Origin of the sequence: Mesorhizobium sp. AR07, assembly GCF_024746815.1 — a bacterium.
Classification (GTDB): domain Bacteria; phylum Pseudomonadota; class Alphaproteobacteria; order Rhizobiales; family Rhizobiaceae; genus Mesorhizobium.
Map to the genome: position 1 here is coordinate 1368909 of NZ_CP080525.1, position 14125 is coordinate 1383033.

At 63.6% G+C, this 14125-nt stretch carries 10 protein-coding genes; 5 read left to right on the forward strand and 5 right to left on the reverse strand.

Annotation, left to right across the window (positions count from 1 at the left end):
• Nucleotides 1–138 precede the first annotated feature (138 nt).
• Nucleotides 139–1305, forward strand: coding sequence for an isobutyryl-CoA dehydrogenase (locus tag BPNPMPFG_RS07115; RefSeq protein ID WP_258594297.1), 1167 nt, complete (start codon nucleotides 139–141; stop codon nucleotides 1303–1305).
• A 26-nt stretch (nucleotides 1306–1331) separates the two neighbouring features.
• On the forward strand, nucleotides 1332–2216 hold the full coding sequence (mmsB, locus tag BPNPMPFG_RS07120; RefSeq protein WP_258594299.1) for a 3-hydroxyisobutyrate dehydrogenase: 885 nt from the start codon (nucleotides 1332–1334) through the stop codon (nucleotides 2214–2216).
• Between the two features lie 272 nt (nucleotides 2217–2488).
• Here mmsB and BPNPMPFG_RS07125 read toward each other — a convergent pair whose 3' ends face one another.
• From BPNPMPFG_RS07125 to BPNPMPFG_RS07145, 5 genes are all read right to left on the reverse strand, one after another.
• Nucleotides 2489–3133, reverse strand: a complete 645-nt coding sequence (locus tag BPNPMPFG_RS07125) for a cytochrome c oxidase assembly factor 1 family protein (RefSeq protein WP_258594301.1) — start codon at nucleotides 3131–3133, stop codon at nucleotides 2489–2491.
• Nucleotides 3134–3218: 85 nt separating this feature from the next.
• Nucleotides 3219–3584, reverse strand: a complete 366-nt coding sequence (locus BPNPMPFG_RS07130; protein WP_258594302.1) for a hypothetical protein — start codon at nucleotides 3582–3584, stop codon at nucleotides 3219–3221.
• A 142-nt stretch (nucleotides 3585–3726) separates the two neighbouring features.
• Nucleotides 3727–5106 carry an aspartate aminotransferase family protein gene (locus tag BPNPMPFG_RS07135; protein WP_258594304.1) on the reverse strand — a complete coding sequence of 460 codons (1380 nt, stop codon included), beginning with the start codon at nucleotides 5104–5106 and terminating at the stop codon, nucleotides 3727–3729.
• A 247-nt stretch (nucleotides 5107–5353) separates the two neighbouring features.
• Nucleotides 5354–7423 carry a prolyl oligopeptidase family serine peptidase gene (locus tag BPNPMPFG_RS07140; protein ID WP_258594306.1) on the reverse strand — a complete coding sequence of 690 codons (2070 nt, stop codon included), beginning with the start codon at nucleotides 7421–7423 and terminating at the stop codon, nucleotides 5354–5356.
• A 226-nt stretch (nucleotides 7424–7649) separates the two neighbouring features.
• Complete coding sequence (locus tag BPNPMPFG_RS07145; protein ID WP_258594308.1) at nucleotides 7650–8831, reverse strand: MFS transporter; 1182 nt, start codon at nucleotides 8829–8831, stop codon at nucleotides 7650–7652.
• Nucleotides 8832–9098: 267 nt separating this feature from the next.
• Between BPNPMPFG_RS07145 and BPNPMPFG_RS07150 the strand changes: the two genes are divergently transcribed.
• The 3 genes from BPNPMPFG_RS07150 to BPNPMPFG_RS07160 all read left to right on the forward strand — a co-directional run bounded on the left by BPNPMPFG_RS07150 (nucleotide 9099) and on the right by BPNPMPFG_RS07160 (nucleotide 14120).
• Nucleotides 9099–10676 carry a trimethylamine methyltransferase family protein gene (locus tag BPNPMPFG_RS07150; RefSeq protein WP_258594310.1) on the forward strand — a complete coding sequence of 526 codons (1578 nt, stop codon included), beginning with the start codon at nucleotides 9099–9101 and terminating at the stop codon, nucleotides 10674–10676.
• A gap of 391 nt (nucleotides 10677–11067) precedes the next feature.
• Entirely contained in the window at nucleotides 11068–11553 is a 486-nt protein-coding gene (locus BPNPMPFG_RS07155) for an endonuclease domain-containing protein (protein WP_258594312.1), read from the forward strand.
• On the forward strand, nucleotides 11550–14120 hold the full coding sequence (locus BPNPMPFG_RS07160; protein WP_258594314.1) for a GcvT family protein: 2571 nt from the start codon (nucleotides 11550–11552) through the stop codon (nucleotides 14118–14120). The genes BPNPMPFG_RS07155 and BPNPMPFG_RS07160 overlap by 4 nt, the downstream gene beginning before the upstream one ends.
• Nucleotides 14121–14125 lie beyond the last annotated feature (5 nt).

A 14125-nucleotide genomic window follows, 5' to 3' on the forward strand; every position in this document is an offset into this window, starting at 1 on the left:
CTCCGGACATGCATTGGTGCACAGCCGCTCCGCGGAGGGTCGGGTTGCGCGGCGGCATCATTGGTCTAGATTGGTGTGCGCGCAAAGCCAAAAACGACAGGCCAGCGAACTAGCCGGCCAGCACACAGGGAGCACGCCATGGACGCCGCGGTCGATGCGAGCACCAGCCAGTTCGAACTCAACGAGGAACAGCGCGCCATCCAGGAGATGGCTCGGGCCTTCGCCGCCGACCGCGTCGCGCCGAACGCGCTCGATTGGGACCGCAGGAAACACTTCCCGGCCGACGTGATCCGCGAGACCGGGCCGCTCGGCCTCGGCGGCATCTATGTCAGGGACGATGTCGGCGGTTCGGCGCTCGGCCGGCTCGACGCGGTTCTGATCTTCGAGGCGCTCTCGCACTCCGATCCGGCCTTTTCGTCCTTCATCTCGATCCACAACATGGTCGCCTCGATGATCGACCGTTTCGGCAATGACGAGCAGCGCCAGCGCTTCCTGCCCAAGCTCACCGCGATGGAATGGCTGGCGAGCTATTGTCTGACCGAGCCGGGTTCCGGCTCCGATGCCGCCGCGTTGAAGACACGCGCGGTGAAGAGCGGCGGCGACTATGTCCTCAACGGCACCAAGCAATTCATCTCGGGCGCCGGCGACAGCGATGTCTACGCCGTCATGGTGCGCACCGGCGCCGACGGCCCGAAAGGCATTTCCACCATCGTCGTGCCGAAGGACGCGCCCGGCCTCTCCTTCGGCGCCAACGAGCACAAGATGGGCTGGCACATGCAGTCGACCCGCCAGGTCATCTTCGAGGATTGCAAGGTGCCGGCGGAAAACCTGCTGTCGGGCGAAGGCGCCGGCTTCGGCATCGCCATGGCGGGGCTCGACGGCGGCCGGCTGAACATCGCCGCCTGTTCGCTCGGCGGCGCGCAATCGGCGCTCGACAAGGCGCTGTCCTACACCGCCGAGCGCAAGGCCTTCGGCTCGAAGATCAACCAGTTCCAGGCGCTGCAGTTCAGGCTCGCCGACATGGAGACCGAGCTGCAAGCGGCGCGCATCTTCCTTTATGCCGCGGCCTCGAAGCTCGACCGCAAGGCGCCGGATGCCGGCAAATGGTCGGCGATGGCCAAGCGTTTCGTCACCGACACTGGCTTCACGGTCGCCAACGACGCGCTGCAGCTGCTCGGCGGCTACGGCTACCTGCACGATTACGGCATCGAGAAACTGGTGCGGGACCTGCGCGTCCACCAGATCCTCGAAGGCACCAACGAGATCATGCGCGTCATCATCGCCCGCGCCCTGATCGGTCGCTGACGCCAGAAGAACCCGGGAGAGAGACAATGACGACGATCGCTTTCATCGGCCTCGGCAACATGGGCAACCCTATGGCCGCCAACCTGGTCAAGGCCGGGCATGCCGTGCATGGCTTCGACCTGATGCCGGAGAATCTGACGGTCGCGCGCGAGCATGGCGTCGTCATCATGGCCAACGCGCCGGCCGCGGTGAAGGACGCCGATGTGGTGATCTCCATGCTGCCGGCCGGAAAGCATGTGCTGTCGGTCTATGAGGACATCGCGCCCAAGGCGAAAAGGGGCGCGCTGTTCATCGATTCCTCGACCATCGACGTCGAATCGGCGCGCAAGGCGCATGCCATCGCCGCCAAACACGGCCTGCTGTCGATCGATGCGCCGGTCTCGGGCGGCACCGGGGGTGCTGCGGCCGGCACGCTGACCTTCATGGCCGGGGGCTCCGACGATGCCTTCGCCACCGCCGAGCCGATCCTGAAGCCGATGGCCGGCCGCATCGTCCATTGCGGCGGCGACGGCGCCGGACAGGCCGCCAAGATCTGCAACAACATGATCCTTGGCATTTCGATGATCGGTGTCGCGGAGGCCTTCGTACTCGCGGAAAAATTGGGCTTGTCGCATCAGGCGCTGTTCGACGTCGCCTCGACATCTTCGGGTCAGTGCTGGTCGCTGACCACCTACTGTCCGGTGCCCGGACCGGTACCGACTTCGCCCGCCAACCGCGACTACAAGCCCGGCTTTGCCGCAGCGCTGATGCTGAAGGATTTGAAGCTGGCGCAGGAAGCAGCACAAGGGTCCGGAGCGGTGACTCCGCTTGGTGCCGAGGCGGCCCAGCTCTATGCGCTGTTCAACGCGCAGGGGCACGCCGGCGCCGACTTTTCCGGGATTATTAACTTTCTGCGCGGCAGCAATCCATAAGCTGCGAATACAACTGGGTTTTCCTGTATTTCGAGAGAAACTCGTCAAATTTAGGTTTGCTTAAGCTCTCGATAACCCCCCGGTAACGATGTCCCTATAAAACAGATTGCGAGGCGGACATATCGCATCCGCCCAGCGCTCCGGATCAGGTCTCGCGTACCGGAGCCCGTAAGTTTCGCAAGTGTTCTGTTGGCGAAACGCCATGCGTATCTGGCAAAGCCGCGTTCCCGATGGAGCGCGGTTTTTGCATTCTGCCCGCCTGCGCGTTCCGCCTATATTCCGATTGCCGCATTCGGAATTGGGACATGATCCTCATTGAGCAGGACGATCGGCGCATCGACCCCGTCCACCTTGACGACCAGCAGGCGCAGGCTCCATGTCCCGGCCGTTCTGGTAGCAGTCGAATATGCTGTGCCCTTGCCCTTGGCGCCGTGGACCGGAATGCTGAACTGGGCGTCACCAGCCCCATTCGCGTTGACATTAAGGTGGCCGCCGACCCAGAAACTGTCGGTTACGCCATCACCGAGAGCGGCCTTGACGCGATCGTCGGCGCGAAGCTTGTCCATCGTCATGTGATAGGCATCGCTGCCTTTCAGCACATAAGGAATGCTGCCGACCGTCGCCGCACAGCCGCCGATCCCGACCACCCAGATGACAAGGCCGGCGATCGCCCAGTTGCGTTGCGTCTTGCGGAATTGTTCGGCGTCGCGCCAGGCGCGGTTTCGCCAGGCCCAGCGGCTGCCGCGCGCGCCCAGCACGATGATCATGATGATGTTGACGAACGGGATCAGCGCCAGCAGAGCGATGAAGGTGCTGTTGCCGATGCCCCAGATCCAGTTGAGGAAGAAGGCGCCCCAGTTCCAGCGGTCAAGTTCAGCCGGAATTTCGGCGGGCTGATTGAGCGGTTGTCCGGCCATGATGTTCCCCATCGGCAGATATGCCTGATGGGGTTCTAACCCATGACCTCGGAAAACGGGAATCGGTTTTTTCGGCCTCTCGTTGTCAGGCCTTGTTGGAAAGCCGGCGAAAATTCGCCTTCACGGTACGGCTTGCCGGCTTCAGCGCGGCGCTGATCGAGCGTTCCGCGGCAACGCCATTGAACAGTGACGGCGTGCGGCCGGAAAAGACTTCCGGCCAGAACCGCGAGGCCGATTGCAGGAAAGACATTTGCGCCGCAAACGCGCCTTCGGCCATGGCCACGGTCTTCTCGTTTACCGCACGCGCCGTCTCCGTGCCCCATGGCTGGCTGCTCCCGGCATCCATGGCCATCAGCGGCAGGCGCATCATCGCCACCATCGGCGCCAGCATCAGGTCGCCGCCGATGCCGGCTGCTTCTTGCGCGCGTCGGCTCTTGCCTGTCTTTCTCATGAAAACAAAACCCCTTCTCGCGGCCGAATCAGCCGCTGCCTCACACACTACGCGCTGGGGATGGAATTCGTTCCCCATCGCGACAGCATGTTTCTCGAGGCCGGGCGTTCCCATCGAGAACGCCCGGGTCGAGGGTCGAGCCCTACCGCTTGCGCAGGTCGGCTTGCGCCAGATCCAGCGCCTTCGAGATGCGATCGCAGGCCATGTCGATCGTGTCGCGGGTCCAGATCAGCGGCGGCGACAGGATCATCGTATCGCCGGTGGCGCGCAACATCATGCCGTGCGCGATCGCGTGGTCGCGCACGGTGACAGCGGCACTGCCCGACGGCAAGAACCGCTCCTTGGTCGCCTTGTCCTTGACGATCTCGATCGCGCCCATCAGCCCGATCGAGCGCACCTCGCCAACCAGATCGTGCCCGGCAATGCGCTCCTGCAACGCCTTGGCGAAATACGGGCCGGTATCGTTCCTGACGCGGTCGACAAGCCCTTCCCGCTCGATGATCTCGAGGTTCTTCAGCGCCACGGCACAGGCCACCGGGTGACCGGAATAGGTATAGCCGTGATTGAACTCGCCGCCCTTCTCGACCAGCGTCGAGGCGATGCGGTCGCCGACCAGCAATGCCGACAGCGGCTGGTAGCCCGATGTCAGCGCCTTGGCCGTGGTGATGGTGTCGGGCTCGATGCCGAGCGTCTGTGCCGCGAACCATTCGCCGGTGCGTCCGTAGCCGGTGATGACCTCGTCCAGCATCAGCAAGACATCGTATTTGCGGCAGATGCGCTGCACTTCCGGCCAATAGCTGACCGGCGGTATCTTCACGCCGCCCGCCCCCATCACCGGTTCGCCGATGAAGGCCGCGACCTTGTCGGCGCCGGCTTCGAGGATCGCATCCTCGACGGCCTTGGCCGCGCGCAGGCCGAAATCGTGATCGCTTTCGCCGGGCAGTGCTAGCTCATAGGCGTAGGGCATCATCACATGGACGATGTTGGGCACCGCGCCGCCGAGCTGCTTGTGCATGCCATCCATGCCGCCAAGCGAGGTGCCGGCAACGGTCGAGCCGTGATAGGCCATCTTGCGCGAGATGATACGGTTCTTCTCCGGCTTGCCTTCCAGCACCCAGTAATGGCGGACAAGACGCAGCGCCGTGTCGTTGGCTTCCGAACCGGAAGAGCCATAGAACACCTGATTGACGTGCTTCGGCGCGATCTCGGCCAGCTTTCTCGACAACAGCACCGGCGTCGGCGTCGAGCATTTGAAGAAGGAGTTGTAGTAAGGTAGCTCCTTCATCTGCGCATAGGCGGCCTCGGCCAGCTCGTCGCGGCCATAGCCGATGTTGACGCACCACAGCCCGGCCATGCCGTCGAGTATCTCGGCCCCTTCGGAATCGTAGATGAACGGCCCGTTGGCATGGGTGATGATGCGCGAGCCGGCCTCGCGCAGTTCCTTGTGGTCGGTGAACGGATGGAGATGATGCGCGGCGTCGATCTGCTGAAGCTGCTTCAGCGAGTAATTCTGATAGGTCATGGATTTTGATCTTTCCTCTGGATTCTGTCCGGCCATGCCGGGGCGAATGCGTCAGAAGATGACAGGTGGCGAATAACCGATGCGGGCGCACAGCCGCAAAAGCTCGGCGCGCAACGTGCGCGGTGACGGTGTCACCGCGACCCGGAATGCGCGAGCCGATATCCTAACGAGAGCCATGGACGGCACCTTAGAGCAAAGGGCGGTCGAGGTGAACCACCCTTTGCGTCAGTGGCGCCCAGACTTCGACTCAAGCCTTGCCGCTCAGTGCCCTTTGCAGGAAGACATACTTCATCGCCGTCTGAGCCGCCTGCGGCCGGCGATCGCCGCGGCCGCCATGTCCGCCTTCGGTCTCTTCGAAGAACAGCGTCCGCGCGTGGCCTGCTTCCTGCAGGCGGGCGGCCATCTTGCGCGCATGGCCGGGATGCACGCGGTCGTCAGCAGTCGACGTCGTCAGCAGCACCGGCGGATAGGCGGTACCGGCGTCGACACGCTGGTAGGGCGAGTAGGCCGAAAGCCACTTCGCGTCTTCCGGTTTCGACGGATCGCCATATTCGGCCATCCACGAGGCGCCGGGCGGCAATTCGGTGTAGCGCAGCATGTCGAGCAGCGGCACCTCGATGATGACGGCGCCGAAAAGCTCGGGATGCTGCGTCAGCGAAACGCCGGTCAGCAGGCCGCCATTCGAGCCGCCCTGGATGCCGAGCGAAGCGGCCGTGGCGATGCCTCGCTTGACGACGTCCTGCGCGACCGCGGCGAAATCGTCGAACCCGTTCTGGCGATTGCCCTTCAGCGCCGCCTGATGCCAGGCCGGGCCGAACTCGCCGCCGCCACGAATGCAGGCCTGCACATAGGCGTTGCCCTTCTCCAGCCACAGCCTGCCGCGCACGCCGGCATAGCCGGGCAGCAACGGCACTTCGAAGCCGCCATAGCCATAGAGCAGCGTCGGCGCCGGACCTTTCTGGTCGCGCCGCCGGACGACGAAATATGGGATCATCGTGCCGTCCTTCGAGCGCGCCTCGAATTGTTCGGAGATCAGCGGCGACGCATCGAAACGCGCCGGCTGCGACTTCACGGTGGCGAGCGTCTCGCCATTGTCGTCGGACCAGATGATCGAACTCGGCGTCAGGAAGTCGGTGAAGGAGAAGGAGACGCTCGAGCCGAAATGCTCGGCATGGCTGATGCCGACAGTGCCGTTTTCAGGCAATGCGACCGGTTTCATGGACCAGCCGTCCGCCTTGCGCTCGCAGACGATGACCTTGCCCCGCACATTGTCCATCAGGCTGATGAACAACCGGTCTTGCGTGCGGGCGATGCCGGCGATGGACACGCGATACGCCGGCTCGAACAGGGTCTCCACCGGGCCGAGCGCGTCTGTATCGACCCAGCGCGCCAGATTCAGCGAATAGAGGCCGTCAGGCTTGCACGTCGTGCCATCCGGCGCCGTCCACGTGCTGCGCACGCCGAAGACGAGCTGATCCCTGAAGATCGCGGTGTCGGTCATGTCATCAGGCAGCGGCAGACGTTTGTTCTCGCCCGAAGGCAGCCTCAGGAAAATATGCGAGGCGAAGAAATCGAGCGTCCGGGCCAGGATCAGGTAACGCTTGTCGCCGTCGAACTCGACGGCAGTGCCAACCGCGAGATCCTCCTTCTGTGCCTCGAAGATCGGTGTCGCGTCTTCCAGCTTCGTGCCGCGCTTCCACAGCTTGACCACGCGCGGATAACCGGACTGCGTCTTGTCGGCCTCTTCGAAGGCCGCGGAGACGATGACCGTGTCCTTGTCCAGCCAACCGAAGCCCGATTTGGAAGCGGGTGCGCGAAACCCGCCCTCGACAAAAGATTTGGTCGCAATGTCGAACTCGCGCATTTCGCTGGCGTCGCCGCCATCCGGCGACATCGAGACAAGGCAGAGGTTGAAGTCCGGATAGAGCCGGCTGGCGCCGCTGAACACCCATTTGATCCCGTCTTTCGCCGCAAGCTGGTCGAAGTCGATGATCGTCTCCCATTCGGACTTCTCGGTCTTGTAGGACGCGACCGTGGTGCGGCGCCACAGGCCGAGCACGTTGGTCTTGTCCTGCCAGAAATTGTAGACATGACCGGCGGTTGCCGCGCCGACCGCGATGTTGTCCTCGGCTGTCATCAGGTCGAGCGCGGTCTGAAAAGACGTCTGATAGGACGGATCGCCCTGCAACTCGCCGACTGTGATCTCGTTCTGACCATGCACCCAGTCGAGCGACTGCTTGGCTGTCCGGTCCTCCAGCCAGAGAAACGGATCGTCGGTTGAGGGAGCGGATTTTGGCGTCTTGCTAGGCTTGGTCATGAGGTCTCCGATAAACGCATCGCTTTGGCGCTGCCAACATCGATATGTTGTGTCCGATATTCAATATGTTCAGCCGACGATTGCGGCTTTCCCGACCAATGAGGCTCGCCAAGGCCAGCGCCAGGCGCATCAGGCCGAGCTTGATCGGCAGGCCACTTGCGCCGAGAATATCCACGCCGTGCCGGCCACTGCATCCCCGTCTCACCATTGCCCGAACCGGTCGCGATCATGCCTTGCCGCTCCGGCGCACGGACGAGCGATACAGCGCGAACATCACCAGCAAGGCGTCGAGGCCGGCGATCACGACCGGCAGGCCGAGCGGGCCTATGCCTTGCATGAGCAGGCCGGCACCGGGCGGGCCGACGATACCGCCAGCACCCCACATCAGCGCGAAGGCGGCGTTGCCGGCGACCAGCACCGAGCCCTTGAACCGGCTGCCCAGTTCGACCAGCGCCATCGTGTAGACGCCGTAGCCGACCGCGCCCATCACCAGCAGCACGACCCAGATCAGCGGCGTCAAGATCAGCAGCGGCAGCAGAAGCGCACAAAAGGCGGTCGCCAGCGCACAGACGATGATCATGGCACGGCCGCCAAAACGCTCCGCCAGCAGGCCGAGCGGAATCTGCAGCAGGATGTTGCCCAGCGAAAGCGCCATCACCAGCGAGGCAAGCACGGCTTCCGCCAGGCCATAGCTGGCGCCGAAGACCGGAACCAGCGCGTAGGTGCTCTGCTGGACCGCGGCCGAAACCAGGACGGCAAGCAGCAGCGCCGGCGCCACCTTGGCAAAACCGACAAGACCGCTGGCAGGCTGGCCATCATCCTCGAAACCTGTGAGCTTTGACGAGACGGCGCGCAGGATCACCGCGCAGAGCGTGAAGCCGGCGACACCGACCAGGAAGGGAGGCCAGCCCGACGTGCCGAGCAGGGTCAGCGCGAATGGCCCGGCTGCGTAACCGGCGCCCATCATAGTGTTGAACACACCCATGACCCGGCCACGCCGCGACGGCGGCGCCAGCGACAGCGCCCACACCTCGCCAAGGATGTAGAGCGGGTTGATGACCACGCCGATGATGAAGCGGATGACGAACCAGGCCACCCAATCCTGCAGATAGCCGATGCCCAGGAAGCAGAGCGCGCCGATCAGCGAGCAGCCGACCGCCAGCGTGCGCGCCCCGACCAGCCGCACCGCCGCCGGCACGAACGAAGCCGAAAGGATCAGGCCGAGCGGCATCATCGCCGCCGAAAGGCCGATCAGCGCCGGCGACATGCCTTGCTTCTGCATCAGCAGCGTGAACAGGGGCGAGCTCAACCCTTGCGCCGCGCCGAACATGGCAAGTGCTGCGGTGACGCCGGCAAGCGCTGCCCACCGCGTTCCCGCTTCGCCTTCGCTCGAGCCGGTCGCGACCATGCTGTCATCCATCTGAAGTGCTGGCATGTGAGGTGCTGGCCATCCGGCCGGCAAGCCCGACTAGCTACTGGTTCGGTCTGAACAAAGGAAGGGCCGGACGGCGAAATCCGCTTGCGCCAACGGGACGCCGCGATCGGGCGATGTCGCGATCGCGCAACTGCCCTTCCGGCATGTCGCTTCCCTCGCCCTAGTGGTCGCCGCCTCCGCAATGGCCGGCGGGTCGCCGGTCCATTATGCCGCCCGCTACCGCATCGTACGAGGACCATCATGACCGCCGCCCTACAACCCTTGGAACCGGCATTGGCCACCGACCGCGCCCGTCGCGGCGGCCGTGCCGGAAAGCGCGCCGGCGGCTCGGCCGCGTTCGAGCAGCCGGCTTTCCGCCAGCTGAAGAACCCGCTGACGCCGACCAAGCTGGTTTCGGACGACGAGCTGGAATCGATCCACCTCGCCTCCTTGCGCGTGCTGAGGGAAATCGGCGTCGACGTTCTGCATGACGAGGCCCGGCGCATCATGAAGGCGCACGGCGCCGACGTGCGAGACGGCAGCGAGCGGGTGCGCTTCGACAGCGACATGATCCTCGAACTGGTGTCGCACTGCCCGTCGGAGTTCACCATCCATGCCCGCAACCCCGCGCACAATGTACGCTTCGGCGGCAACAATCTGATCATCTCGATGATGGCGTCGGCGCCCAACTGTTCCGACATCGATCGCGGCCGCCGGCCGGGCAACCAGCAGGACTACCGCAACTTCCTCAAGCTTGCGCAGATGCACAACATCCTGAACTGCACGGGCGGCTATCCGGTCGAGCCGACCGATATCCATCCGTCCGTCCGGCATCTCGAATGCATCCGCGATCTCAGCGTGCTCACCGACAAGGTGTTCCACATCTATTCGCTCGGCAAGGAGCGCAATGTCGACGGCATCGAGATCGCCAGGATCGCACGCGGCATCAGCCACGAGCAGATGCTTGAGGAGCCGTCTGTCTTCACCATCATCAACACCAATTCACCGCTCAAGCTCGACGTGCCGATGATGGAAGGCATCATCCAGATGTCGAGCAAGGGCCAGGTTGTCGTCGTCACGCCGTTCACGCTGTCGGGTGCCATGGCGCCGGTCACCATCGCCGGCGCGCTGGTGCAGCAGAACGCCGAGGCGCTGTCCGGCATGGCCTTCGCCCAGATGGTGCGCAAGGGCGCACCCGTCGGCTATGGCGGCTTCACCTCCAATGTCGATATGAAGTCCGGTTCACCGGCCTTCGGCACGCCGGAATACATGAAGGCGCAGTTGGTCGGTGGTCAGCTTGCCCGCCGCTACAACATCCCCTACCGCACGTCCAACACCTGCGCCGCCAACACGGTCGACGCGCAGGCGGCCTACGAGAGCGTGTTCTCGTTGTGGGGCGCCATCCAGGGCGGCGGCAATCTGATGATGCATGCCGCCGGCTGGCTCGAAGGCGGCCTGCGCTGCTCCTACGAGAAGACAATTCTGGACATCGACCTTTTGCAGATGGTGGCGGAGTTCCTGACACCGCTCGACCTGTCAGAAGAGGCGCTCGGTTTCGACGCCATCCAGTCCGTCGGCCCCGGTGGTCATTTCTTCGGCACCCAGCACACGCAGGACCGCTACAAGACCGCGTTCTACTCGCCGATCCTCTCCGACTGGCGCAATTTCGAGACCTGGGCGGAAGCCGGCTCGCCGACAGCGCTCGAAAAGGCCAACAAGGTGTGGAAGGAACGGCTGGCTTCCTACGAAGAGCCCTATATGGACCCGGCCATCCGCGAGGAGCTCAACGCCTTCGTCGAAAAGCGCCGGTCCGAGGGCGGCGCGCCGACCGATTTTTGATCATCTGTATTGCTTTGATGAACAGTCGACCCCCACTCCGTCGAGCTTCGCTCGACACCTCTCCCCCGATCGGCGGGGTAGAGGAAGGGCGCGAGTTCGCCGGCCTTGGCTCCTTTCCTCTCCCTCCGGAGGGGGAGAGGTGGCGCTGCGTAGCAGCGACGGAGTGGGGGAAGCCGTTCGCGAAACGCGCTGTCGCCGCAAAACAGGTACAACCCAGCGAGCATGAAACCTCAGCCAAGCACGCAATCAGGCGGAAGCATTGATTTGATGAAAGGTCGACGCCCCACTCCGTCGAGCTTCGCTCGCCACCTCTCCCCCGATCGACGGGGGAGAGGAAGGGCGCGAGTTCGCCGGCCTTGGCTCCTTTCCTCTCCCTCCGCAGGGGGGAGAGGTGGCGCTGCAAAGCAGCGACGGAGTGGGGGAAGGCGTTCGCGAAACGCGCAGTCGTCGTAAAACAGGCACGACCCAGCGAGCACGAAACCTCAGGCAAGCGGGCAATCAGGCGGAAGCATTGCTTTGGCTTGAACTGAAGGCGCGCAAGCTCGGCGGCCATCGCTTTACGCGCCAGTTCTCCATCGGCCCCTTTTTTGCAGACTTCGCCTGCCGCGAAAAATGGCTTGTTGTTGAAGTCGACGGACACCGTCATGCCGACAGTTCATATGACCGCCGCCGCGACGATTTCATGCGCGCCCAAGGCTATTCGATCGTGCGTGTTTGGAGCCATGACGTCCTGAAACATCGCACTTCCGTCTGTGAAACCCTCCTTGCCGCGCTTGATGGCAGGCTGGCCGAAAACATCGCCGTATCTGACCTGCGTTTCGTTTTCACGCCTCGCTCATTCGATTCAATCTCTTCAAAAACGGACCTATCTTTATGAAATCTCATGCAAAAGCGGTTGTCATCGGCGGCGGCGTCGTCGGCTGCTCGGTTCTCTACCATCTGGCCAAGGCCGGCTGGACCGACATCATGCTGATCGAGCGCTCGGAGCTGACCTCCGGCTCGTCCTGGCATGCGGCGGGCGGCTTCCACACGCTGAACGGCGATCCCAACGTCGCCAAGCTGCAGGCTTATACGGTGCAGCTCTACAAGGAGATCGAGGAGATTTCCGGCCAGTCCTGCTCGCTGCATCTGACAGGCGGCGTGATGATGGCCGATACGCCCGAGCGCATGGACTTCCTGCGCCTCGCCCACGCCAAGGGCCGCTATCTCGGCATGGACACCGAGCTGATCACGCCGTCCGAAGCCAAGGCGATGTTTCCGTTGATGGACGAGACCAATTTCGTCGGCGCCATGTGGGATCCGGTCGAAGGCCATCTCGATCCGTCCGGCACGACGATCGCCTATTCCAAGGCGGCCAAGAAGCTCGGCGCCGAGATCGTGCTGCGCAACCGCGTCGTCGAGCTGACGCAAGAGGTCGACGGCACCTGGAACGTCGTCACCGAACAGGGCACGGTTCACGCAGAGCATGTCGTCAACTGCGGCGGCCTGTGGGCACGCGAGATCGGCCGCATGGTCGGTGTCGAACTGCCGGTGCTGGCCATGGAGCACATGTATCTCCTGACCGAGCCGATGCCGGAGGTCGAGGAATTCAACAAGTCGACCGGCCGCGAGATGATCGGCGTGCTCGACTTCAAGGGCGAGATCTACACTCGCCAGGAGCGCAACGGCATTCTGCTCGGCACCTATGAAAAGGCCTGCAAGCCATGGTCGCCGGTCAATACGCCATGGGATTTCGGCCATGAACTGCTGCCGCCGGACCTCGATCGCATCGCGCCGTCGCTGGAGATCGGCTTCAAGCACTTCCCCGGCATCGAGAAGGCCGGCATCAAGCAGATCATCAACGGCCCCTTCACCTTCGCGCTCGACGGCAATCCGCTGGTCGGCCCGGTACAGGGCCTGACCAATTTCTGGTGCGCCTGCGCCGTCATGGCCGGCTTCAGCCAGGGTGGCGGCGTTGGTCTCGCGCTATCGAACTGGATGGTCCATGGCGACCCCGGCTTCGATGTCTGGGGCATGGATGTCGCCCGCTTCGGTGAATGGGCAGGCCTGCGCTACACCAACGCCAAGGTGCGCGAAAACTATTCGCGCCGCTTCTCCATCCGCTTCCCCAACGAGGAACTGCCGGCGGCACGTCCCGCCCAGACGACGCCGCTCTATGACACGATGCTCGCCAACAACGCCGTCATGGGCGACAGCTGGGGTCTTGAGACACCGCTGTGGTTCGCACCAAAAGGCAAGGAGCCGAAGGACATCGTCTCCTTCCATCGCTCCAACGATTTTGGGCCGATCGGCGAAGAGGTGCGCGCAACGCGTGAGCGCGTCGGCGTCACAGAGATTGCCAACTTTGCCAAATACGAAGTGTCGGGACCGGGGGCGGAAGATTTCCTCAACCGGCTGATGACCAACCGCATGCCGAAGACCGGCCGCATCGTGCTGACGCCGATGATCAACGAATTCGGCAAGCTGATCGGCGACTTCACCATCGCCAAGGCCGGTGAAGATCGCTTCATGATCTGGGGTTCGTCCGCCGCGCAGAAATACCACATGCGCTGGTTCGAGAAGCATTTGCCGAAGGACGGTTCGGTGCGCATCCACCGCTTCGACCAGACGCTCGTGGGACTTTCGATCGCCGGGCCGAGCGCGCGGGATTTGCTGCAAAAGCTCGTGGATACCGACATTTCGACAAAAGCCTTCCGCTTCATGGATTTCCGCGAGATGGCGGTCGGCGGCGCGCCCTGCCTGGTCAACCGCATCACCTACACCGGCGATCTCGGTTACGAGATCTGGATGGCGCCGGCTTACCAGCGCCTCGTCTACAAGGCGATAAAGGATGCCGGCGAGGAGTTCGGCCTCGTCGATTTCGGCATGCGTGCCTTGCTCTCCATGCGCCTCGAAAAGAACTTCCCGACCTGGTTCCGCGAGTTGCGGCCGATCTACGGGCCGTTCGAAGGAGCGATGGACCGCTTCATCAAGCTCGAGAAGAACGATTTCATCGGCCGCGAGGCCGCCGCCAAGGAACAGGCGGAGGGACCGAAACTGCGCCGTGTCTCCTTCATCGTCGATGCCGCCGACGCCGATGTGATGGGTGACGAGCCTATCTGGGCCAAGGTCAGCAAGGACTATGGTACGGTGGAAAAGCCGCATGGCTACGGCGCGCCGCGCTTCGATAAGGGCGGCAAGGAAATACGCGGCTCCAAGGCGGCCGAAGGCGCTTCCGCCGTGCGCGGCATCGTCGACGGCGACTGGCGCGTGGTCGGCTGGGTCACGTCGGGCGGCTATGCCCATTATGTGCAGAAGTCGATGGCGCAAGGCTATGTGCCGGCAGCGCTCGCCGAGGACGAAAGTGCGGGGCTGTTCGAGATCGAGATCCTCGGGCATCGCCGGCCGGCCCGCATCAATGTCGAAGCGCCTTTCGACCCGAGCGGCGAGAAGATGCGGACCTGAGGTTC

Excerpts from the sequence above, each read along its gene's own strand:
- BPNPMPFG_RS07115 (WP_258594297.1), top strand. The coding sequence starts at position 139 with ATGGACGCCGCGGTCGATGCGAGCACCAGCCAGTTCGAACTCAACGAG.
- mmsB (WP_258594299.1), top strand. The coding sequence starts at position 1,332 with ATGACGACGATCGCTTTCATCGGCCTCGGCAACATGGGCAACCCTATG.
- BPNPMPFG_RS07125 (WP_258594301.1), bottom strand. The coding sequence starts at position 3,133 with ATGGCCGGACAACCGCTCAATCAGCCCGCCGAAATTCCGGCTGAACTT.
- BPNPMPFG_RS07130 (WP_258594302.1), bottom strand. The coding sequence starts at position 3,584 with ATGAGAAAGACAGGCAAGAGCCGACGCGCGCAAGAAGCAGCCGGCATC.
- BPNPMPFG_RS07135 (WP_258594304.1), bottom strand. The coding sequence starts at position 5,106 with ATGACCTATCAGAATTACTCGCTGAAGCAGCTTCAGCAGATCGACGCC.
- BPNPMPFG_RS07140 (WP_258594306.1), bottom strand. The coding sequence starts at position 7,423 with ATGACCAAGCCTAGCAAGACGCCAAAATCCGCTCCCTCAACCGACGAT.
- BPNPMPFG_RS07145 (WP_258594308.1), bottom strand. The coding sequence starts at position 8,831 with ATGGTCGCGACCGGCTCGAGCGAAGGCGAAGCGGGAACGCGGTGGGCA.
- BPNPMPFG_RS07150 (WP_258594310.1), top strand. The coding sequence starts at position 9,099 with ATGACCGCCGCCCTACAACCCTTGGAACCGGCATTGGCCACCGACCGC.
- BPNPMPFG_RS07160 (WP_258594314.1), top strand. The coding sequence starts at position 11,550 with ATGAAATCTCATGCAAAAGCGGTTGTCATCGGCGGCGGCGTCGTCGGC.